The sequence below is a fragment of the Bradyrhizobium arachidis genome (genome assembly GCF_024758505.1).
In the GTDB taxonomy this organism is placed as follows: Bacteria; Pseudomonadota; Alphaproteobacteria; order Rhizobiales; family Xanthobacteraceae; genus Bradyrhizobium; species Bradyrhizobium manausense_C.
Genome location: NZ_CP077970.1, coordinates 1,796,066 through 1,819,620 on the forward strand (window position 1 = coordinate 1,796,066; position 23,555 = coordinate 1,819,620).

Annotated in this window: 12 protein-coding genes and 1 pseudogene; 4 read left to right on the forward strand and 9 right to left on the reverse strand. The window is 56.6% G+C overall.

The window, feature by feature from the left end; genetic code table 11:
* Nucleotides 1-124 precede the first annotated feature (124 nt).
* From KUF59_RS07995 to nifA, 3 genes are all read left to right on the forward strand, one after another.
* On the forward strand, nt 125-2,173 hold the full coding sequence (locus KUF59_RS07995) for a carbamoyltransferase family protein (RefSeq protein WP_258769171.1): 2,049 nt from the start codon (nt 125-127) through the stop codon (nt 2,171-2,173).
* 258 nt (nt 2,174-2,431) lie between these two features.
* Nucleotides 2,432-3,421: a nodulation protein NodZ gene (locus KUF59_RS08000; RefSeq protein ID WP_258769172.1), complete on the forward strand. Its 990-nt coding sequence runs from the start codon at nt 2,432-2,434 to the stop codon at nt 3,419-3,421.
* A 1,401-nt stretch (nt 3,422-4,822) separates the two neighbouring features.
* Nucleotides 4,823-6,640: a nif-specific transcriptional activator NifA gene (nifA, locus tag KUF59_RS08005; RefSeq protein ID WP_258769173.1), complete on the forward strand. Its 1,818-nt coding sequence runs from the start codon at nt 4,823-4,825 to the stop codon at nt 6,638-6,640.
* A gap of 1,417 nt (nt 6,641-8,057) precedes the next feature.
* Here nifA and KUF59_RS08010 read toward each other — a convergent pair.
* The 4 genes from KUF59_RS08010 to KUF59_RS08025 form a co-directional block, all read right to left on the reverse strand.
* The gene (locus KUF59_RS08010; protein WP_258769174.1) at nt 8,058-8,978 is read right to left on the reverse strand and encodes a transglycosylase domain-containing protein; all 921 of its coding nucleotides are present in this window, start codon (nt 8,976-8,978) and stop codon (nt 8,058-8,060) included.
* A gap of 818 nt (nt 8,979-9,796) precedes the next feature.
* The gene (locus KUF59_RS08015) at nt 9,797-11,332 is read right to left on the reverse strand and encodes a class I adenylate-forming enzyme family protein (RefSeq protein ID WP_258769175.1); all 1,536 of its coding nucleotides are present in this window, start codon (nt 11,330-11,332) and stop codon (nt 9,797-9,799) included.
* 150 nt (nt 11,333-11,482) lie between these two features.
* A complete protein-coding gene (locus tag KUF59_RS08020; RefSeq protein ID WP_258769990.1) occupies nt 11,483-12,154 on the reverse strand; it encodes a hypothetical protein in 672 nt (223 codons plus the stop codon).
* Between the two features lie 32 nt (nt 12,155-12,186).
* The gene (locus tag KUF59_RS08025) at nt 12,187-12,936 is read right to left on the reverse strand and encodes a P-loop NTPase family protein (RefSeq protein WP_258769176.1); all 750 of its coding nucleotides are present in this window, start codon (nt 12,934-12,936) and stop codon (nt 12,187-12,189) included.
* A gap of 389 nt (nt 12,937-13,325) precedes the next feature.
* On the opposite strand from KUF59_RS08025, the gene KUF59_RS08030 reads away from it, so the two are divergent.
* On the forward strand, nt 13,326-13,649 hold the full coding sequence (locus KUF59_RS08030) for a hypothetical protein (RefSeq protein WP_258769177.1): 324 nt from the start codon (nt 13,326-13,328) through the stop codon (nt 13,647-13,649).
* A 235-nt stretch (nt 13,650-13,884) separates the two neighbouring features.
* Here KUF59_RS08030 and KUF59_RS08035 read toward each other — a convergent pair whose 3' ends face one another.
* The 5 genes and pseudogenes from KUF59_RS08035 to KUF59_RS08055 all read right to left on the reverse strand — a co-directional run bounded on the left by KUF59_RS08035 (nt 13,885) and on the right by KUF59_RS08055 (nt 21,636).
* Nucleotides 13,885-15,492, reverse strand: a complete 1,608-nt coding sequence (locus KUF59_RS08035; protein ID WP_258769178.1) for an acyl-CoA carboxylase subunit beta — start codon at nt 15,490-15,492, stop codon at nt 13,885-13,887.
* 1 nt (nt 15,493) lies between these two features.
* Nucleotides 15,494-15,997 (reverse strand): acyl-CoA carboxylase biotin carboxyl carrier protein subunit, encoded by a 504-nt coding sequence (locus KUF59_RS08040; RefSeq protein ID WP_258769179.1) that lies wholly within the window; start codon nt 15,995-15,997, stop codon nt 15,494-15,496.
* A 1-nt stretch (nt 15,998) separates the two neighbouring features.
* Nucleotides 15,999-17,420, reverse strand: a complete 1,422-nt coding sequence (locus tag KUF59_RS08045; protein WP_258769180.1) for an acetyl-CoA carboxylase biotin carboxylase subunit — start codon at nt 17,418-17,420, stop codon at nt 15,999-16,001.
* 2,285 nt (nt 17,421-19,705) lie between these two features.
* Nucleotides 19,706-20,882 (reverse strand): annotated as a pseudogene (locus tag KUF59_RS08050) (IS256 family transposase).
* Nucleotides 20,883-21,012: 130 nt separating this feature from the next.
* Nucleotides 21,013-21,636, reverse strand: a complete 624-nt coding sequence (locus tag KUF59_RS08055) for a hypothetical protein (protein WP_258769181.1) — start codon at nt 21,634-21,636, stop codon at nt 21,013-21,015.
* Between the last annotated feature and the right edge of the window lie 1,919 nt (nt 21,637-23,555).

Sequence of the window (23,555 nt, forward strand, 5' to 3'; positions counted from 1 at the left end):
GCTTGGAGATCCGTGATGCTTGCAAGGTCGCGTGTGCTGGTGTTGTTGGACTGGTGTATGCAGCGGCGAGTGGCTGAGGGGCCGCTGGTCACAATTGAGCCTTTTACAATAGATGGAGAGTGAGATGCTGTGTCTCGGCGTGAGCGGCGGACTAGACAAGGTTTATGAATGTCGACCCGAGCTTCCAAGCACATTCCTTCACGATGGCGCAGCTGTGCTCGTGCGCGACGGACGTGTTATCGCGGCAATTGAAGAAGAGCGCCTCAATCGGGTCAAGCATTCTAACAAATTTCCAAGCCACTCGATCAAATACTGCCTCGAAGCGGCAGGTGTTCAACTGAGCGACGTCGATCGCATCGCGTTCTATGCAACCGAAGCGTACTGCAATGCGATGCTCGAGCGCCTGTTCGTTTCGCAGCCGTCCGACGTTATTCCGATGGATGCCAGGCTTTTGCTGCGAACAATGCTGGCTCAGGAGTTCAGCACCGAGGTCGATCAGTCTCGTATCTCATTCGTAAGTCACCACCAGGCGCACGCGGTAAGCGCATTCGCAATGTCCGGATTTGAAAAAAGTCTGGTCCTTGCAATCGATGGCGGCGGTGAGTTTCTCTCCGGCCTCGTTGCCATCGGAGCTGGAAGCGACGTTAACCAACTCGTGAGCTTTCCGGAGAGCGACTCTTTGGGGCTGTTTTATCTCGAGACGATACGTTACCTCGGCTATAGCTTGTTCGACGAGTACAAGGTCATGGGCCTTGCCCCGTACGGGGATCCCGCTCCTTATCGCAAGCTGTTCGAGCAGTTCTACGAACTGGGCGATAACGGCGGCTACCGGCTCCACCTGGATCGCATCGGTCCGACGCTGGTCCGCAATATTCAGGTTCGGCGGAAGGGAACGCCATTCACTCAGCAGCATCGCGACGTCAGTGCTTCATTGCAGGAAGCGCTCGAACGGATCGTGTTTCACATACTTCGGCATTATCGAGAAGCCACGGGCATGTCGAGGCTGTGCTTAGCCGGCGGAGTAGCTCACAACTGCACCGTGAATGGTAAGCTGCTGTATTCAGGGCTCTTCGAAGATATCTTCGTGCAGCCCGCGGCGCACGATGCCGGTTGCGCGTTAGGCGCTGCACTGATGGCCTCTCATGAGATTGGTCAGTCTGCGCCGCGCGAGCGGCTCCAGGAGGTCTATTGGGGGCCCGATGTCGGGACCGAACATACCGTAGAGCAGGAACTGAATGCATGGGCCGGGCACCTCGACATTGAACGCAGCGATGACGTGGCGGGCAGGGCGGCCGATTGGATGGCAAACGGCGCAGTCATCGGCTGGGTGCAGGGTCGATCGGAATTCGGACCACGAGCGCTCGGCAACCGCAGTATTTTGGCCGACCCGCGACCTGCAGCTAACAAGGATCGCATCAACGCGATGGTCAAGAAGCGCGAAGGCTATCGGCCATTCGCGCCCTCCGTGTTGGAGGAGGATGCTCCCGAATATTTCGATCTCCCGGCTGGCTTGAGGGAATTTCCATTCATGAACTTCGTAGTTCGCGTGCATGATTCAAAGCGCGACTTGCTGGGAGCGATTACGCACGTTGATGGCACTGCACGGCTGCAGACAGTGTCCCGCAAGTCAAATCCAAGCTACTGGGGCCTTATCGATGAGTTCAGGAAGCGAACGGGCATTCCAGTTCTGCTCAATACCTCCTTTAACAATAATGCCGAACCGATCGTGGATTCGGTTGCAGACGCCGTCGCCACATTTCTGACGACTGAGCTCGATGCTCTTGTGGTCGGGTCGTTTCTGGTCAGAAAGCGATCTGTAACGCTTGACGATTGGACTTCGCTCGCAGTTTCATTGCCACCTTATACATCCCTGTATTGCGTTCGCGCTCACACAGCACGAGATCGGCAAGAGACAATATGCGAGGTCCGCACCACGTTTTCCGGCGGCGGCGCAGTGCGTGTCTCAGATGAGTTGTTCGATCTGCTGATGCGGGTCAAGGGCGAAGCCGTCCTCCGTGACCTCTTCGATTTCATGGTATTGGACCACACGAAGCGTGAGGCTCTCGTCGAAGAGTTGAGGGACCTGTGGGAGCAACGCCGGGTTCGCCTACATCCGCCCTCATGCGCTACTCACTTGAAGAGTGCTTCCCATCAGATGACAGAACTAGCATAAGCGTGCTCACCATGGTTGGGTCGAATCTCTCGACACGAGTGCGAGGCACGGGAGGAGAACGTACTCCGGTGATAGCGCTACTATACAGGGGAGCCGATGAACCTCCTCAATGTTGTGTCGGACACCATCGTTCGAGCGGATAGTCACTCGGCCCAAGCAGCTTATCAGGCGTTGCCGGGCCGTGGAGCATGGCGATGGCTCGGCTAAAGTTTGCGCGCCTGCTGATCGATCCGGTACGTTGCGGCGAGGAAAGTTGAAATGCTTGATGACGGAGTTAGGAAGGAAAGATTCGTCGTTTCTCGGCGGCGCACTGGTCTCGGTGATTGCCTGTGGTCGCTGGCGGCAGCCTGGCAGTACGCCAAGCGGACAGACCGTACACTAGTCATCGATTGGCGGGGCTCTTGCTATCTCGGTCAACCCTTCGCCAATGCGTTTCGGGTATTCTTCGAACAAATTGATGAGATCGCCGGCGTACGTGTGATCTGCGATGATCAGGTCAACAATCTCTCACTTCCCGGACCGTTCTTTCCAACGTGGTGGAATCGGCCATCGATCGACTGCGTTTATCGACCAGATGACCAGATCTTCCGGGAACGCGACGAGCTGAGGCAGCTTTTCGAGTCCGGGGACGATACTGAGGCGAATACTGTTGTGTGCGATGCGTGTTTGATGTGGGCTTGTGATCAGGACGCCGAGCGACAAATATTTCGCAGCATCAAACTGCGGTCTGAAATCCAAGCTCGGATCGACGCGATATATCAGGAATACTTTGAGGGGTGTAGCGTAGTCGGCGTTCATGTTCGACACGGCAATGGCGAAGATATCATGGCGCACAGGCCGTACTGGGCCGATCCGGAAGTTGCCTTGCGGCAGGTGTGCACCGCCATCCAAAAGGCGAAAGCTCTGCCCCATGCAAAGCCCGTGAAGGTCTTCTTGTGCACGGATAGCCCGAAGGTTCTGGATCAGGTCTCGGCCAAGTTTCCCGACCGCTTTACTATCTCGAAGCGCTTTCAAGCGGATCAAGCCGGCCCGTTACACAGTGCCGAGCTGGGAGCGGACGGCGGATCTTCGGCTCTTATCGAGATGTACCTTCTCGGACGATGCGATACCGTAATTCGGTTTCCCCCGACCAGCGCCTTTACGCGCTTTGCTCGACTTGTCGCGCCGCGCATTATTGAGTTCGATTTGAATGATCCGACGCGTTTAATCCTGATTGAAGAGCCACCTGAACGTCATGCGATCTCATAAACCGCATAACGCATACTCTCGCTGATCATACGACGACTTCGCGTGTGCTCTGTTGCTTCCTCGGGGCCCAGTGCATTTGCCGAGGCTTAAGCGGCGCGGCGCGCGCGGCAGATTGCCTGGCTTCGAAATGAGTCCCGCCGATCATACCCCGCTTCGCGGCCCGTAGATGAAGTGCTTTCCGGCAAAGCCGTTGTCGATAGCCGCTGGGCGGACTTTCGTCTTCGCGCCGACTAACGGCCTTGTTGGAGGTCGAGCGCGTCTCTAGAGCACATCATCGAAATCAAAAAGGCGCCAACCGCTGGAACGACGCGCGTTCATTGCATGTCGCTCGCGGAGCAGCCTAGCCGACGAATCTGACCTATGAGGCTACTGCGTCTGGTTGGCAATCCCGGCCGGCGTGCGCCAAGGCAATGAACACCGCCCCGTTTGATGTGCGTGCCCATAAGTGGACTGCGGTCCTCGCTGTCTATGGCGGCTGTAAGACGTCGGGTGGCCCCATTAGGAGCACGACAGAGTACATTGAAAGGCACCGACCGGAGTCTCGTTCTCAGAAAGCCACTGCTGAACCGCGCAGCTTCCTTTCCTACGCATCGAAAAGGTCGGTGCCATCAATTCAAGGAGCGCGCTCGCGGACGTGATGTTCGTCGGTTAGCTCACAAATTGTCCGCCTTCGGATGCATTGAAGGGTTTCGGACAAACAAGGCACCACTGTTGCGGTTGCAGCAGCGCGAAAAAGACAATGGTGCACATGTCCGCCGGCGCGATTTCGTGAGCTGGAAGAGGAACGAATACACGGCACGTGCTGCTGTCTGAAAGAACACGCGCCTGATGTCCGGAAGGGGCTAAGCCTGCGCGCGTGACATTGCGTCGCATCGTGCCGGCGTTCTATGTATCCGACTGGTCCAGATCCTGCACTCACCTACGCGTGAGTGAATGGACAACGACAGAAGAAGGAAAGATATCGTTCATTTAACGGCGTGTCGGACGAGGGCGCGCTCCGGCGTCACTGTCGGAAATGGACGTTAACGTCCGTTTCATGTTGCCGAGAGTGTATGCAGAATGCAGCGCGTTTGCACGCATCCGATCGACCGCAGAAATATCACGACCCTCACGGCAGATGCCGGGTGGCTTAATAAGGGGAAAAAGCGGATCTAGTCCTCGAGTGAGAACCAAGGTCACGCTAGATCACGATACATGACGTCGAACAGATATGATCGGATGCGCCCACATAGGAGAAATCGTTGCTCATTCTTGCTAAATGGATGCCGGTTGTGTTCCAAAGAGTTTCCGCGCAATTGTTTGAAGGAACGTGAAGCGAATGAAAGCTCCTTCTTTATCGTCGTGCCATGAAAAGGTGTTATATCTTAGCGCCATCAGAATGAGCGCGAGATCGAGCGTGAGATGCAAGACGATGTTTCGAAGTGTCAACTAACTGCACGTGAAGAGAGCAAGGGCGGCGTCGACGTTGTCGGGGTGCAGATTGATTCCGAATGCGAGTGGCAAGGCCCGGAAGCCGGATCGAACCTTCCCGTGGTCCTGCCATTGAACGAGATCGCGCTTAGAGGAGTGTTCGAAATATCGAACATGCTCGCCAGCCCGTCGCGGCTCGAAGTCGCGTTAGCAAGTGTCATCGATTTGCTGCAGTCCTCTTTGCAGATGCGACATGGTGTCGTGTCTCTTTTGGCAGACGATGATGTGCCCGAGATTGCAGTCGGCGCTGGCTGGAGCGAAGGAAGCGATGAGCGCTACCGTATGCGCCTGCCGCAAAAAGCGATTGAGGAGATCGTGACGACGGGCATGCCGTTCGTCGCTGAAGACATTGCCAAGCATCCGGCCTTTAGCGCAGCTGACATGGACGTGCTCGGCGTATCCGATCACATGCGATTGTCGTTCATCGGGGTTCCTATTAGCGTCGATGGAAAGGTAGTTGGCACCCTATCCATTGAGCGTGTGCCAGACCTGGACTCGATGTTCCCACTCGATTCCGATGTCCGGCTACTCACCATGATCGCCAATCTGATAGGGCAGGCGGTGAAGCTCCATCGCTTGGTCGCGCGCGACCGCAAACGCCTCATGGCGGAGGGCTATCGATGGCAGAAGGAGCTGCTCGAATTTAAGCAGCCAGCGCGAGAGCGTAAGAAGGTTCACATCGATGGTATTATCGGTACCAGCCCGGCGTTGCGCGGACTGCTAGACAAGATCGCGGTGGTAGCCAAGTCGAATGCGACGGTTCTTTTGCGAGGTGAATCAGGCACCGGCAAGGAGCTGGTTGCAAAGGCAATCCACGAGTTATCCCCGCGTGCCAAGCGGCCGTTCATCAAAATGAACTGCGCAGCGCTGCCTGAGACCGTGCTGGAATCCGAATTGTTCGGGCATGAAAAAGGAGCCTTTACCGGGGCCCTTAATTCGCGCAAAGGACGCTTCGAGCTTGCCGACAAGGGAACGTTGTTTCTGGACGAGATTGGCGAGATCTCGGGCTCGTTTCAGGCAAAGTTGCTGCGGGTTCTTCAGGAGCAAGAGTTCGAACGCGTCGGTAGTGGTCACACCATGAAAGTTGACGTTCGAGTGATCGCTGCAACCAACAAGGACCTGGAGGGGGCGGTGTCAAAAAGCGAGTTTCGCGCCGACCTCTACTATCGTATTAGCGTAGTTCCATTGCTTCTGCCGCCGCTCCGCGAAAGGCGCAGCGACATTCCGCTGCTTGCCACTGAGTTTCTCAAAAACTTCAACAGCGCGAACAGTCGTACACTAACGTTCGATCCGGGTGCCGTGGACGTGCTGATGAATTGCGGGTTTCCGGGCAATGTTCGTGAACTCGAGAATTGCGTTCAGCGGACTGCAACACTGGCGCCGGGGCCATTCATTGTCAGGAACGATTTTGCTTGCTGTCATGGTCAGTGCCTTTCCGCCCTGCTATGGAAAAGCGGATTGGATGAAGCGAAGCCGCGGTCCCCGCTGATCGGTGAGCTATCGCCCAAGCCAGCTACGCCAATCCCCGACGCAGCCGCATCGGTCGCGGTTCTGACTCCGCCTGTCCTGGCCGAGCCGGTTGCTGGTACCATCTCGAGCGGTGCGAAGCTGACGGATCGCGAGCGCCTCATTGCTGCCATGGAAAAGACTGGCTGGGTGCAGGCAAAGGCGGCGCGTCTACTCGGACTAACGCCGCGCCAAATCGGCTACGCGCTGAGGAAATACGGCATCGAAATTAAGCGCCTGTGAGTGGCTGCTGAACTTGGTTAGGATATGAGTGTGTCGGCCCGCGCAATCAACGGCAGTGATCGTAGATCTTACCATAGACTAATGGAGATATGGTGGGCCAAGGATCCAGCTGAGCTATGCGACTCGTTTCGTAGAGCGACCACGTGGCGGCCGCGGAATGAGACGATCAGCCAATTGATCGGACTTCAAACGCGACAAGGCAGTCTGCCTACGCGAAACACTCGCGGGTCGGCTGCATGCTAAAGCTCTAGCTGGCCGCGCAAACATTAGACCGACCTGTATGTCTACCTGCTGTGAGCGGGACGTACGGGTGCGACGAATCATCGGAATCGCAAGCTGCGACCGGCAAGCTGCAGCCAAACGATGACCATTGCCGACCTTCAAGAGCGCCGAAATACTATGGCAGTTGGGACTTACGACCGACTTCCCGGGCTTCAGTGAGGGCGACACTATACTCCGGGCTGCCGTCCAAGTTCGGTACGCAGATTCCATATAGCGTGGTTTGCCAGATGAAGTACATTTTTCTCGCCCGTTTCCAACGAACGTTCCAGGTGGACTCGCAGCCGAGTGCGGAGCAATGCCTCCGCATTATGGGTCAGGAACGGGTCGTTCTCCACAAAACGCCATGACTTCTCAAATGCCACGCTCACCAGAGCGTCAAATGCTTGCTGCTGTTGGGGAGAAGGGTGATCCATGAATGGAAACTCCAATAGAATATCCTTTTAGCAACGGCACGCTGCTGGCCAGAAGTGGAACGTTGAGAGCTGGCGCTGGAACGCCTCACGAAGCAGTCGCAGTCATTCATCCCATTGAATGCATGTCGATGCGTTGATAGCCTATACAGGCGCTTGTTGAAGCCATGATGACTACTGCTGTTTGAAGCCGCTTGTATTTAACGAAATTCGATATTTTAGTACACTCCAATAGTAAGATTGACGCGTGAAATCGTGAAATCACGGATCGAATCTATCTGTGCGCGGGACAGCGGTGGCTGTCGTCCCATTAGCGAGGCGGCGCGGTAGCTCTGTATGGACTGAGCCAACGCATACACGCCTCAAAATGGACAGTTGTTGTGAAAGAGCTTGTTCCAACCCGACCGGTGATCTGCCATCGAATGGTGTTACCGGCAAACTCGGAAGGCCTTAAATTGTTGGCTAAGGCGCGGCGACTGTCCACATACTATAAGAGTCAGCATAGTTCTTAGATGCGAAGGGGACTGGGTCGCTGCAACATTTCAAACGCGCCGCAGAGATCAGCTGACAGTAAGACAATCGAGGTAGCACAGTACGGCCATCGGAATGAGCTCTGGTGAGCTTCTTTGTCGACGACGCGAGCTGAACTGGGTCTTGCGAAAACTTCGCGGGCAACGGTGGCGCCCATTTGTAACTGTGCAAGAAAGCGATTCTGAGCGATAGTTCTAATTTGGTGGAGTCCCATTACGTCGCACGATCACTTTTGCGGCGTTGTGCCGTGCTCTGATCGTTTGGTCTTCAGTCATGAATCCGGCTTCGATCAAGTTGTCCAGCACCATGTTGGCGCGAGCATGAGCGGCAGTCAGGTCGATGTGAGGGGCATATCTTATCGGCGCGTTGATCAGGCCGACCAGCATCGCAGCTTCAGCGAGGGTCACATCGCGAGCAGGCTTATTGAAGTAAAAACGCGCCGCACCATCGACACCGAGGGTATCGCCGCCCATATCGACACAGTTGAGATAAAGTCTCAAGATTTCATCTTTGGTCAGATTCCATTCTAGCCAGACTGGGAGCAGTACCTGTTTGATTTTGTGTCCGATGCTGGGCTCGGTATCAAAAAGCAGTGTCCGTGCGAGTTGCTGGGTGATTGTGGAGCCGACCTGGTGGGTGCCGTTCTGCGCCCCTACTAGCAGCACGTGGAAAGTGCCAGGGAAATCGATGTCGAGATGGTTGTAAAATTGGCGGTCCTCGGTTGCGAGCGTGGCCTTGATCAGCGCGTCGGGAAAGTCCCCAAGAGGGATCGGTACGCCATGGCCAATCGGCCCGCCGAGGCGGTCAAGCAAGCACACCGTGACATCGGAAACCTTCAGGCAATCCTCTTGCAAGAGGGTGCGAGTAGTCGAGATGGCAAACGCCAGCAACAGGAGCAATCCGCACAAAGCGAAGGTCAGGGCTTCGGAAACGGGTTCGAGAAGGAGCCAGCGCTGCCACCGGCCCAGAGAGATGCCGTCTAGAAACCTCGAATAACGGTAATATAATTCCCGCAAGTCTCTCGCGTAGGACAGTAAGGCGGGTCCGAAGGACAGCTCGCGAGCCGACAAGCAGTGCCGGATGGTGGACGTCTTTGGTGGAATAATCTGAATCACGTGGATCTTTCAGGTTTATATACACGGGCCTGAGCGGCGGGCGACCAGGCGTCTTTCGGAAGCGCTGCGGCAAACCTCAGGAGTTGCATACCTCAGCGGGATGCTGTTTCCATTTGGCGCGGGAGGCAGAGGCCAGCCCGAGGTTGAGATACGCGGTCGGTGATCTGCTGCGTCCAAGGGCGCTTTCGCCCGAATGCGTCCTGGTCGACAAGGCCCGATTCTGTAAATGTCATGCCAGCTATTCCGGCAAAGATAGTTCGAACGACGGTGACGGAAAGCGGGATTGCACGTCGGTCTTAACTTCAGCTCGCATGTTCGCTAGAACCCCGGAGAGCGGAGCGAAGCGTTCGCGGGAGCTCATCTTTGGAAATGTCGGGTTGTCGGAATTGATCGATCAAGGTCGCAGCCGTTGGTGCCCACAGTTGCGGAGCGTCTATTTCATTGCTCGCCGTATCTCGTGAGGCATATCGAAACAGATGATGTTCTGACCAAGCATCGATGCTCCCGCTGTCTGATGTGAACTCTGCTTTCTAGATTGGCAAGCAAGCTCGCCCGTCAACATAGGGGGCAAGTGTGGCGCCTTCGCGCGGTTGCTGAAGCGACAAATCGGCAACACGTGACATCCATCGCAAAGTGCGTCAACTTTTGTCCCGAAAATTCGACGAGCGACGTGTTGCCGACAGCTTCGGCCGATCTGGTCCATGGAAGGGTGCTTCGTTGGAGCGTGCATTCGCCGATGATTCGCATCGGCACGCGCGGTTGAAGCGCATGAACGCAGCGGCACAGGAAGCATTGCGCGTACCCCCAGATGCCGATCGTCAATCGCTGAAGTCTTTCTCGCCTGAGCGGGAATCGAGTTGTTTGAGCACAGTATGCTGAATCTTACCCAGTGCCGTTCTCGGCAATTCGTCTATAAAAATGATCTCGCGTGGCGCTTTGAAGCGTGCGAGATGCGATTGCACATGCGTTACGAGTGTCTCGCCGTCTATGCGGGCTCCGGATCGTTTGATCACATAGGCAACCGGCACCTCATCCCATTGTGGATCCGGCCGGCCGATGACCGCGCACTCAGCAACATCGGGATGCTCCAAAAGTACGCGCTCGACCTCTGCCGGATAGATGTTCTCTCCACCGGAAATGATCAGATTCTTCTTACGGTCATGGACCCAAAAGTATCCGTCGGTATCGCGACGGGCGATGTCGCCAGTACGATACCAGCCGTCATGCATCACCTCGCGCGTGGCCGGATGATTGCCCCAATATTCCTGCAACACATTGGGCCCACGCACAGCGATCTCACCTGGCGACCCTGCGGGCAACTCGTTACCTGCATCATCCATGACAACCGCTTCGCAGCATATTCCGGGCAGGCCGGTCGACCCTTTCCGCGAAAGGTCACCGCCGAGCCTCGTATAGATCGCAATGGGGCTTGTTTCCGTGGAGCCGTAAATGTGGAGCACCGGAACGCGGCGTGCAACCAAGCGATCAACCAGGTGCTGCGGCACGGTCGCGGAGCCGACGGAAACCGCCTTCAGTGACGACAGATCGGTCCCGGACCACGTTAGGTGGTCGGTCAAGGCCTGAATGGTCGCAGGCACCAGGACCGTCAAAGTGGGACGATCATGCTTGAGCGCAGCAAGGGTAGCCTCAGTCGCAAACCGTGAATGGATTGTGACCGTCGCGCCGAGATGCAATGCGGGCGTCGTCTGAATGTTGAGCCCGCCGACGTGGAAAAGCGGCAATACGGTCAGCACATGATCGTCAGATGTGAGGGCGTGCATATGTTGGCTCATCACGCCGTTCCACAATAACGCCTCCTGGCGAAGCACCGCCCCCTTCGGTCGGCCAGTGGTGCCTGAAGTGTAGACAATCAGAAGCGGGTCGGCCAGGTCTGCGCGGGGCTCGTAGCTGTCCCCCTGTGTCTGATCCAACAAGCCCTCCCACGTGCACTCGCCCGGAGAAGCGAAGCCGAAGCCCACAGTTGCAATGTCGGGTCGCGTCTCCAACAATATCGGCAGAACGGCTCCAAAAGCCTGCTCAAGGACCAAAACCTTGGCACCAACGTTCGAAAGGATGAAAAGCTGCTCGGCCACCGCCAATCGCCAATTCATCGGCACCAATATCGCCCCGATCCGTGCACAAGCGTAGAGGAGAACTAGATAATCAGGACGGTTGAAGCTCAGGACGGCAACGCGATCGCCTCTCTTGACGCCGAATGCAGTTTGCAGGGTCCGTGCTGCCCGGCCGATGCGTTGATTAAAGTCGGCGTAACTTAAGGTGTCGCCCTCGAAGTTGATCGCAGGTTTGTTAGGAGCGAACGCCGCGTTACGCTCAATCAATGTGGAAAGATTCACTATCCTTCATCCTGTGTCGTTGGGTCCTTACTCGCCCCCGAGTTGGCCGAACCATCGCTTGTCAGCGTTCTTTGAAGGCCGTTTGTTACGCTCCTCCGGCAAATGCAGCTAAGCTACGATGGACTGCATTGTTTCCCTGTCGGGCCTCACTCAACACGACCATTGGGGGATCACACTCAGCTCGATATCGCGGAAAATAGTGTAATTCCGCCGAATCCACTGATGAAGTTCCGTCGAAGTGTCCTTCTCATGACGCAGATAGCCGGTGAAAGACAAACCTAGTCGGCAGATGTATTTATTTAGAAATACTGGTAGTGCCGCGAAACGTACCACGGGCCCGTGGTTCATAGCCTCGAACAGTTCGCCGCGGACAAAGAATTCGTTATGTACGGTGATCAGGATCTGCTTCGGGACCTGCCGCCGCAGCATCTCATGCGCGCGGGCTGAGACGCGGTCAATGTCTGCTACAAATAGAATGATTGGCACAACGTTGTGCCGTATCGCCTCGCTCAGGAAGCCGATCTCGCCGCACATCTTGAAAAACTCGTCGAAAGCGTGGAAGCCAAGGTCAATCACCTTGGCCACTCCGTCGTTCAGAATAAGTCGATCAACGAGCTGCATTTTGCCATAGGTATCGGTGACATCCGCTGTCTCTGTGATGGAGGGGAGATAGTCGAGTAACGACGGCTCCTTCAGGTTGATGTCGAAGGAGAGCACCGCACCGTTCTTCAGCAGCAAGAACTCGCTCAAGAGCCGAGCAATCAGCGTCTTGCCGACCTGCGGGCTTGCAGAGCAGATGATGTAGACCGGGGTGGCCAAAATCGCTAATCCAGCGCGCACGGATCCGCAAGCGACTATCTTTCGCCCGCACGGGTCACCGACTTCGCACCGGCGAGATCGGTTAGGTTGATGCGGTCATACTCGCTCCAGACATTGGCGAGCCAATGCCGTACGTAGCCGCGTAGCACGAAGGAGAAGTTCGCGGCGTCGTCGTGTGGTCCCTTGTTCGCGACGAAATTGACGAACGGAACGGAGGCGACCTCGACCTGTTCATAGGCCATCTCGTTGAGTTTCGGGATGGTCAGATCGGTGGCGTCTTTGATTCGCTTGAAATAGGAATTGTAGGTCGACTGGTCCCACTGAAAGAACTGGGTGTCGTTGATGAAGTTCTTGACCAAATAGTATCTTGCGCCGCCCATGAAATCGCTTGTTTCAGCGATCTCGTCTAGCGAGGCGATGGACGATCCCAATACATGGAATACGGCGAAGGTGAGTTGGCCTGACCGGGCGGCGTCCAAAAAGCCGATGTCGCGCAGGGACGCCAGCGCTGGGGACATCAGTCCGGCACGAACATCAATGACGGTGACGGATAGACCGGAGTTCAACGTATCGAAGATCTTCATCTGGTCCGCGGTTCTCGTCATGTCCACGATCTCGGTAATCGCAGGGTGAAAGCGCTTCAGCGTCCCGCGGGGCGACTCGGTATCAAATGCGCGGGTCTGCACATTGTTCGCGCTGAAATAATCCAGAAGCGTCCGAGATACGGTCGTTTTGCCGACTCCTCCCTTGTCCGCGCCGACCACAATCACAACTGGCTTTACCATAGAAGTCCTCTCAAGTTATCGCTTCATCCGTGCAGCCGCGAAGCGCGCGGTCTGCGTTTTCCGCTCCTGCTTTCGACGCTATGTTGGCCGAAAGAGACGATCGTCCGATTTGTGAAATGTCGATTGCCGTTACTGTTGCGGGTGGCGCTGTGTATTGTCGCCCCGGAATCGACCGCATCCTGTTTCATCTCTGAGCCTGCACGTCTTGATGACCATCAGCACGTTTTCCTCGGTTGGGGGTTGTATGCGGCCGCCATAGCTGTGGCGGGTCTGATCTGGAATCTCGTTACACTCACCTCTTGAGCAACATTATCCGACTGAGCAGAGCGCACAGACCGAACGGGTGTGTCGCGATACTTCCATTCGTCGGCAAGATGCCTAAGCGAAAAATGCTGATCGCGCGGAACGCGAAGAGAAAAACCATCATGGTAGACGACCTCAAGGCCGCGGCTAAAATGATGGAAAAAGTGTTCGACCACGGACGAGCTCCTACAGGTTCAGGCTCAACGGATCGTCAAGCCGGAATTCTCGAGCGCATGGATGATCTCGCTTGCGGCGCGCTTAGCACCACCGTTGTCCCTGCCGATCAAGTTGGATGCCACGACCTCGGCGATTATGGCGCAAGCTCTTTCGCGATCGGCGAAGCCGTCATCAACATAGTGGCCGCAAGCTTTGCAGGCGATCACCGGGCGGCCGCTCCAGGGGTCGTGTAATGCGTTTTGATCATTGGCATGACATTTCGGGCATTGCATGGGCGGGCTTTCGGCGTGGTTCAGCTTGTGAGCTATTTCGTGTCGGTGGAAGCGAGTTCGTTGTGCTGGAAGGGAGTAGGGCGTCGCATTGAGTGAAAAGCCCGTCCCGTTGAATTGGAGCTCTCCTTGCGAAGTGCGTGTCGCGCGAAAGGCGTACTCGTTGCGTTGCCCATGTCGCTGCGCGTAAACCGCAACGCTACATTCTAAAGACACCGTAACGCGGCGCTTCGATTGAAGTATTAAGCGAAGCGCTCAAGGCGATTGAGAGTGCGTTTCGCGTATCTACGGGATCAAGAATACCGTCATCCCAAAGCTCGGAAGTTGCATAATAGGCGCTCGATCGTGCCCGATACTCTTTCATAATCGGTTCTCGAATGGCTGCCAGTTCTTGGTCGGACAAACGCCCGCCTTCACGCGCCAATTGCCTTGCCTTGACATGGGTGAGTACGCCCGCCGCTTGCTCCGCCCCCATGGCCGAAATCTGCGATTGTGGCCAGGTAAACAAGAAACGTGGATCGAATGCTCGCCCCGCCATCGCATATGTCCCCGCACCGTGGGAGCCATTGCAGATCACTGTGAGTTTGGGTACCGACGCTGCAGAAACGGCCATAATGAGGTTGGCGCCGTGCTTGGTGATGCCGCCATGTTCGTATTCTCGTCCAACCATAAAGCCGGTAGTATTCTGCAGGAAGAGCAGGGGCGTCCGGTTCTCATCGCAGAGCTGGATGAAGTGAGCGCCCTTCAGAACACTGTGGTTCTGCAACACGCCATTGTTTGCGATAACCCCGATCTGATATCCGTGGAGACGCGCGAAGCCGCATATCAGGGATCGGTCATAGCACGGCTGGTACTCATGGAATCGGCTGCCATCCACAAGGCGCGCGATGATCTCCAGAATATCGAACTGAACGCGCGGGTCTTTTGGAATGATGCCGTATAGTTCGGATGGGTTGTAAACGGGAGGCTCCGGATCGGATTGATCAATCGCTTCTTTCGTTGGATGCTTCATGCGAGCGACGATGTCCCGCGCGATGGCAATCGCATGCATTTCGCAAGTCGCGATGTAGTCACTCGTTCCCGAAACGCGCGTATGCATGTCAGCGCCACCAAGCTCTTCGGCAGATACCACCTCCCCGGTGGCGGCTTTTACGACTGGAGGTCCACCGAGAAAGATAGCCCCCGTTCCCTGCACGATGATGTTGTAATCGCTCAGCGCCGGAACATAGGCCCCTCCCGCGCTACAGTGCCCCATGACGATGGCGACCTGCGGCACTCCCATCTTAGCGAGGATTGATTGGTTACGCAGGATTCGACCTGCGTGGTAGCGATCAGCGAAGAACTCAGCCTGCAGAGGCAAGAATCCACCGGCGCAGTCGCAAAGATGGACCACCATGAGGCGGTTCTCAATTGCAATATCCAATGCCCGTACAATCTTCTTCACGGATAGTGGATACCAAGCTCCGCCCTTCACACTGGCATCATCTGCATGAACAATGACCTCGCGGCCCGCCACGATGCCGACGCCGACGATCTGCCCGGCGCACGGTACCTCGCCGTCATAAGCCTTGTTGCCGGCAAGCGTCGAAAGCTCGAGAAACGGAGTTTCGGGATCGAGCAACGCTTCGATCCGATCACGAACAAATAGTTTGTTTTGCCGCCGCAGGCGCTCAATGTCTCGCGTCGGTCGATCGAAGCGAGCGGAACGCTGGCGCTCCTTCAGCTCGGCCGCAAGCCGTCGGTTGTGGAGCTCGTTAAGGCGAAATTCTTGCGACGTGGTGTCCACCTGAGAAACAATCCGCTGCATGTCAGCGCCCTTCGTCGGAAAACGTAACCAGCGCGGCGCCTTGTTCGAAGCTTTCGCCCACGTCAAAGTGAATACGATCGACCACACCGCCCCGAGGGGCGCGTACGACAAATTCCAATTTCATACTTTCGACCAACATCAGCGTTGCGCCGGGGCTGACTACATCGCCCCGCGAAACTCTGACCGCAACCACGACGCCGGGCATCGGCGCCTGGGCAGCATCATGACTTGCCAGCACCTCCGATAAATCGAATTCTCGCAATTGATCGCGGTATCGCAGGATGCGCGTCCTGCCGCGAATATGCAGGTGAAGCACGTCGCCGTCGATTGCAAATCTGACCGGCACGGTCTCGCTCGCAATTTCAAGCATGCCGCTGCCGTCGAGATGATGTGAGAGTGCCACCGGCGCAATGACCTCTCCGGCTAAGTGAAGGCGATAGTCGCGTTGGCCTGGTGAAAGCCATAATTCATAGCTCTCGGCATTAAGCGCAAAAGAATGCCTCACGTCAGTTTCTCCACTTGCCTAGCTCTGCATGGAGCTTGGGCACGGCGTCTGCCGAATCGCGAACGGGCTTGGTCAGGAGCGCCGCGGCTGCCAAGATGGCGGGCAGATCGCTCCCGCATTGGCCAATGGCCAGGTGAGGATTCTGATCGAGATAACCGGTATGAATCTGTCCGCTTAAAAACGTGTCGTCCATAAGCAGACGAGCGAGAAAATCGGCGTTTGTCTCGCAGCCGAGGAGCACAAACTGGCGCATCACGTGTGCCGCCTTCAAGGCGGCTTCACCGCGCGTGGCCGAATGTACGACGATTTTTGCGAGCATCGGATCAAACGCTGTCGTGATTTTCTGACCCTGGACTATACCGCTGTCGATTCGTACGCCTTCGCACTCTGGGTACTCCAGCATGAGGATCTTTCCGGTCGTAGGAGCGTATTCCCGTTCAGGAGCTTCGGCGTACAGCCTCGCTTCGATTGCGTGACCGTTGGAGACAATGTCGGATTGTGAGAGAGTAAGTTCGTGACCCGCGGCCACATGGAGTTGTTGGGCGACAAGATCGATGCCGGTGACCATCTCGGTCACTGGATGCTCAACCTGAAGTCGGGCATTCATCTCAAGAAAATAGAACTCATGTCCATCGAAGATGAACTCCACAGTGCCAGCATTTCGATAGTTGGCGCTACGAGCGACACCGATCGCCATTTCACAGACCCGCTTCCGCAATTCCGCGGACAAGGCCGGCGAGGGCGTCTCCTCGATGATCTTCTGAAAACGCCGCTGGACCGAGCACTCACGTTCGAAGAGGTGGACAACATTTCCGAAGGAATCCCCTAGCACCTGCACTTCGATGTGGCGCGGTTTTTCAGCACATCGTTCGACGTAGAGCCGGCCATCGCCAAAGTACCGCAGCCCCTCACGACGAGCTTGAGCAATCGCATCATCGAGGGTGTCGAAGTCGCGCACAATCTGCATGCCCTTGCCTCCACCACCCGCCGAAGGTTTCACCAGCAAAGGCAAGCCAAGGTCCCGCGCTCGGGATGCGAAGGTCTCTGGTTCGTCCTCTTCGACAGCTGCAGGTGGGACCGGAAATCCAGCTCGCTGAACAAATCTCCGAGCCCGGATTTTATCACCCATCAATTCGATGCTTTCGGGAGTTGGCCCAACGAATGTGATGCCAGCGCTCGCAACGGCCCTCGCGAATTCGGCGCTCTCCGACAGAAATCCATAGCCAGGATGCAACGCGCCTACACTGGCCCTGCGGGCGGAAGCGATGATTTGCTCGGCATCAAGATAGGCAGCGATCGGGGAACTACCCTCGAGGGCGATCGCTGTGTCCGCCATAGAAACGGCTAATGTTGCCGCATCCACCTCGTGGTAGACGATTGCCGAGTGCAAGCCCAGCTTACGCAACGTCTTGATGATGCGCACGGCTATCTCGCCTCTATTGGCGATCAGAACTGTATCGAATGGTAGTTTCTGCATTCGCCTATTTGCTCAAACACAGGTCGCGAGTGCGACGTTCGGGAGCTGCGGGGTCAAGGGGGAATTGTTTAGGCTAGTCACGACTACGGCACGCCGGTAAACCGATGGATCAGGGAACCTGACTAGAACTGATCGAACGTTGGTAACGACGTCATTTCGAGCCTGCTTTTGCTTTTGCACTATCATGTGCTGACATCACGTAGCGACACTGGTCACTCAAGCTGTTGAGCTTTGTTCGCAGACAAGCAGTGATAGCGTCGACGTTCGGTATGGCACTGCTACACAAGCGAAGCACATCCGGGGTGCAAGCCCGTTGCTCTTCCTCCGTCGCTCGTCGCTCTCGGGCGACGGCGCTGAGAGAGCTCATTGCCGTAAAAGCAATGAAAGCTGCTACATGCCAACCTGCTCTATAGGTCCGACGAGAAAGGGGGCGCTGGCTTCGATTCACGATATCCTCTTTAGGGGGCGTCGGGGTACACGACGTTCAACGGTGCCTGTGGAGACAATAGGCCAAAAGGCTCAGATTAGCCGCGCTCCTGGGGAGGGAGCGGTTCTTCGAAAGTGACTAATGAGAGACAATCGCGACAATCATCTCAGGGGTGGGGGAGCTACACGTCGACGATCAACATCATGCTGGTCCGTGTTGGACAGCTTCGTCGCGCATTGGACTTGCACTGGATTGTACGTAGGTAATTTGTGACGAAGAGTACGCGGTAGAATGCGACCTGGAGGGGCTGAACGGAACCGAACGCTCTTGCACTTGGCCAACAGCGACGCGCTCATCTCCGCGGTCGTGCTCAGACTGCTTGCTGTCCAAAAATAATACCAAATTGCATGTACGAAGGAGGTCTGGATCCTCACAGCGTGGCGCGGCGTAGGTCCGAACAGGTTGAGACATTGGCGATCCTTGAACTAGTTAGTGGCGTCGGCCTCGCCGGAGACCACCGCTACTTGTTCGAGATCCTACAATTTGACGCTACGTACGGTTCAACCCCTCCGAGGGGCTGGTCGGACGAAATATGTTAATTACTATGCCGGCGGCAGACGCGTCATTCGCGAGACTAGCGGGTGGGCCGCCAAGGTAGACGAAAAGCCACCTCCACGAAGCACCGGGATTGGGCGGGCTGTTCCCCTGCCGATCCTTGAAATTGCTCGAACTGTCCCTGTCGCCAGAGAAGCGGCGCTTCCGCGGCGTGCCGACTGCTGTCAGCCAACCTGCGAATTCTGCGATTGCTGCGAGGCGGGAACGCGAGCAAGGTCGCGGACGGGTACCTATTAGATCTGGTGGGGAGTCAGAGGAATAGCTTGAATCTCACGCAGCGTCACATTGTAGGCGTGGTTCGCGGAACACGAAAGGTACGCTCCATGCTTCTACTGCACATGCTACCCACTTACTCGCTCGGCATAGACCATCGTATCGAAACGCCGGGAGCCCACTGTGCCCTATCTAATGAATGCGGCCGGTCTAAGGACGAGGAGGCGCAAGACATATGGGCATACTGCTTCTCGCCTCAGGAGCGGATCATGTACATCCGCAAAAATCGATCGCAGTTTGAATTTTACGACTATCGTCAGATGGTCGGCGTCGTTCGGGGCCACTACTTTACCGGCTGCGCATCGGAGCTGGTAAACTGGCGACGTCGATTCAGGGTAAGAGCGTGGCGCCTCGCTTTATTGTTCTGCGTCGCTACATGGTTAACCATTGTCCTCGCCGTGATTCGAGCAGTCAGCTAACCGTTGGCAAGTTGGGCGGATGCTACGAGCAAACGGACTCTAGTGAATAAGGTAGGATCGATCGATTGAGCGCGAGAAAGTCCGCGAGCGTCTGCGAATCCGGAACTACCATGCCGACAGGGCGCCAAGCGATGGTTCCTTCCATGGGGCATCGGGCCGAGGCCAGGTTAGGTGATGCCGCGAACGTCCAGCGACGCCGCGAATCGAGTCCGGTCCGCCATGATTGACTAGAAAACAGCAATTTGCTCGAGAGCACTCAGGGCGCTGTCGAGCCGTCCACACGGGAGGCGAATGCAGCTCGACGCCACTCTTTAGTGGCGTCAGTGCTGTGCCTCCATCGCGTGATGTCGAGTTCTGTGCGTCAAGTTCAGCAAAATTGATCATGGGATCCGGCCAAGCCATCCCCTCGGAGCCGCCGTCGCTCGCTTGCCCAAAAGCGTAGCGCTGGCGAGCGACGGCGGCGGAGAGGGGGAGCGTCCATCGGGCCTGAGCATCGATCAGGCCGCCCGGCGCAGCGTCTCCTTCTTGTGCTCCTTCAGCAGGTCCATGTTGAGGTAGCAGTGATCCTCAAGCCACGCCTCGTAGCGCTCGACGGTCAGCGCCCGCACCAGCCTTAAACAGCTCTCGGCATTAGGGAAGATTCGCACCACATAGGTGCGCCGCCTGATATCCTCGTTGAGGCGTTCGAGCATGTTGGTCGATTTCATATGCTTGCGGTGCTCCAGCGGCAGACGGAAGTAGGTGTGCGTCTCCTCGATGTTCTCCTCCACCCTTGGGGTACTTGCCGCCCCATTTGCCGAGCCAGGCCGCCAGATCGCGCCGCACCTCGCCAAGATCGCACCGGTCGTACATCCAGCGCAGCTCGAGCAGGCAATCGTCGTCAACCTTGCGCGGCACATAGTCGAGCGCGTTGCGCAGGAAGTGCACATAGCAGCGCTTCCAGAACACACCGGCAAGGACTTCGGCGATCGCCTTCTTCAGTCCGGGATGATCGTCGGAGACGACGAACTCGACGCCGTGCAGGCCGCGGGCTTTCGCTTCCAAAAACTCCTTCCAGCTCGAGCGGCTCTCCCGGTTGGCGAGCTCGACCGCGAGCACCTGACGCCGGCCTTCCCAGTCGACGCCGATCGCGATCAGTACCGCCTGGCTCGCAATGATGCCGTCCTCACGCACCCGCTCAAAGCGCGCATCCAGGATCAGATGGGGGAACGGCTCCTCTGCGCTCGCAAAAGGCCTTCAGCGACCCATCCAGCCGCTTGTTGATCGCGCTGATCGCCGAGGCCGAGAAGGCATGCCCCACCAGTTCCTCGGTGACCTGCTTGACCTTCCGAGTCGGGACGCCCTGCACGTACATCTCGGCCAAGGCCGCAACCAGCGCCTTCTCCGAGCGCTGGTAGCGCTCGAACAGCTCGGTCGAGAACCGCCCCTGCCGGTCCTGCGGCACTTTCAGCTCGATCTTGCCGACCCGGGTGATCAGCGAGCGGGGATAGTAGCCGGAGCGATAGCCAAGCCGTCCCTCGCTGCGCTCTCCTTTCTCCGCACCCAGCGTCTCCGTCATCTCGGCTTCGAGAATTTCCGGCACCGCACCCTGGATCAGCGGCTTCAGGAACTCCTGTCCGACCTGAACAACTCTTTGACTGCAGAGACATCCGTCCTAGTCTTCGTCGCGGTCATGGCGGGTCCAAGCTCCTCTACGAGCGGTGATCTTCGCAATCACCGGACCATGACCGCTTCAGCCCCTCAGCTTTTGCTGAACCTCCCGCACACTACCTGATGTCGCGGCGAAGGAGGCGTATCAGCTATATCAAGCAGCGGCGACAAGGGCACTAATCAACTTAATAAGAAGGTCAGGTTCGACTTGATTAATAGATGCGCGTTCTAAAATGAGTTTGGCGATTTCGATCCGGTTAGAAGGAATTCGCATACTTGGGGGTAATGCCAGGACTGCCTCATCAAGAAGCAGCCCCAGAGTCGAAAGCTGTTCCGGCTCGTACAGTTTGCCGTGCTCCTGTTCGAGACGGTGGGCGTCACCTCCGATAAACGCATTCCCTGCTTGCTCGTCGAGTTTCGGACACATGCCGAGCTTCGCTGCTACCAGCTCGCTTGTAAGCGCATTGAGGAGACGGGTCGCTTCGATCGCGCTCTTGTCCTCGCAGATCAACCTCGCAACTTCTTCGATTTGAATCTCAATAGTGAGCTTAAGATATTGAAGACGTTGACGAGTACATTCTGCTGAGGGTTGTGCAGTGGGGATATGTGGGTCAGCATCAGCCTTCAGTGGAACGGAAGATGAGTTGGCAAATACGCGGAAAGGGAACGTGAAATATCGAAGGAGTTGCGCAAAAAAACTTAACGTCATCACCCGATATACTTGATTCAGACGCTCCACTACCCTCGATTTGCTGGACCCATACACTGTCATAGTCATGGCTGCCTCATGTATCCTTCTGGCACACGAATCTTCTGTTACGCCACGGTGGCATCCAGCGCGGCGTGGTTGCGGCCTGACAAAGACACTGCTGGCAACCGTTTGAAAGGACTTTCTTCAGCCTTACTGTTGAGCAGGGGGCGAACGTGGCCACCTAGAGCAACCGACCTCAACAGTCGACAGTAAATCCTCACGACCTGCATCATCCCCCAGCGCAACCTCCGCCTTGCCTAGCAGCCTTCATCGGGGTGGGTAAAATAGATTGTTGTGATGGAGGGCATTCACCTCTTGGATAGAACACAGCGACTATGGCCTTCTCCCGGGTGACGTGCGCGGCGGTCCAACGGGGTTGATCCGTTCGCGCCGCGCGCTGCGGCACGCAATTTGAAGCGCTTCGGTCGAGCTTGGCGAGAAGATGCTGAACGGTCGGCCCAAAAGGTTTCTCGTGCACGGCGCTGGCACGGTGACGCAGACATAAACGATCGCCCCGCCGCGTCTCCGGATTCACTGAAAGCTCGGACGCCGAGCGTCGATCTCACTACCTGAGATCGACGGGCTCTTTGACGGAAGTGCGCAGACATTCGATCAAAATCACGCTCGCTTAGCCGTCTTTGATTCCAGATAACGCCATCCCGGTGCCAGGTCTCGTTGCGTCCGGATCGTTGATGAATCATGCAAGACCCACTCACTCCAAATGATGCCAGAGTTTTTCATCCTTAATGAGCAGCTGCAGCCTTTGACCGATCCCGCCTTCCGCCCGAACAGCCCATTCAGTGTCGGGCCGACGGCGCTCCTCGCATTCTCGCCGACCTGATGACAAGTCTCGCAGGCAGGGAACACCAATTCTCCGGTGGACCCGCGCTGAGCGCTTGCCAGCCCTACTCCGGCCGCGACGAGTATCCGGTTCATCAAGCTATTCTTTCGTCCCATCCGACGTCGAGACGGCGCCGCGAGTGTCTTTTGTCATCCTTTGATTGCTACAAGCTAACGCAACGTGCGATTCAAGTCGTTTTTTGCCTGTCTCGCGGAATTCATTCCATTCAGACATGAGCGCAGCGCATCTCCGGGCAAGCTGAGCCCGCGTATCGCGGCAGGAGCAAGCGCGAAACCACGATAGCAGTTGCCGCTGCGCAAACTGAAGGAATAACGCAGACGGCAACCGCACCTAATCTTATCGCGCAGGCTGGATGCGATCGTTAACCCAAATCGGTGTCGCACTTCACAACGATGCCGTCGGTGATCACATCCAGTTCACGCATCTATCGTGCGTCAAAGGAACGCGAACCGCCGCAACGTCTAGGCGCCGAAACGCGCGCTTGCGTGTTCACCTATCAGCACTTCAAGATCGAGCCCGTGGTCAAAGCTCGACGCCGCCGCTGACGTAACACTGGCCGGGCAATAGGATGAAACAATTGACGTTGCCGAGCGGGTCGACCAGAGCCATGAGTTTGGCAGTCTGGCCACCACGCGAGCACGCCGACAGTGCCAGAGCCGCGAGCTGAGAGGAAATTCGCTGACGCTTGTATCCTGGGAGCACCGGTTGCGCGCAGCGCCACGAGCAGAGCCAAGCTTCGGCATGCACGTCAGCGGGATGGCTGACCGGTCCAGTTTGTGCAGATGTCGTAGGCGAGCGAACTCAAAGCTGAATGCGCGTGACCATCCATAGTGTAGATGGGGCCCATCAACACAATCGATTTTACCAATCTTATAGGATCTTGCATAACGACGGCGGTTTAGAGAGAAAGGCTTCGGTCTAGTCGGAATGGTTATCGATCTTTGCCTGCGCGCGAAAGAGCACTTTCGTTGTACGTCGGACATCCAGCCAAGCGCTGGTATAGGCTGCTGCTCTTGGGTTCTGTCACCTGACGCTGCGAGCGTTCGAAGCGACCGGTCACGGCTGAAGAACGGAGCCTTGCCGC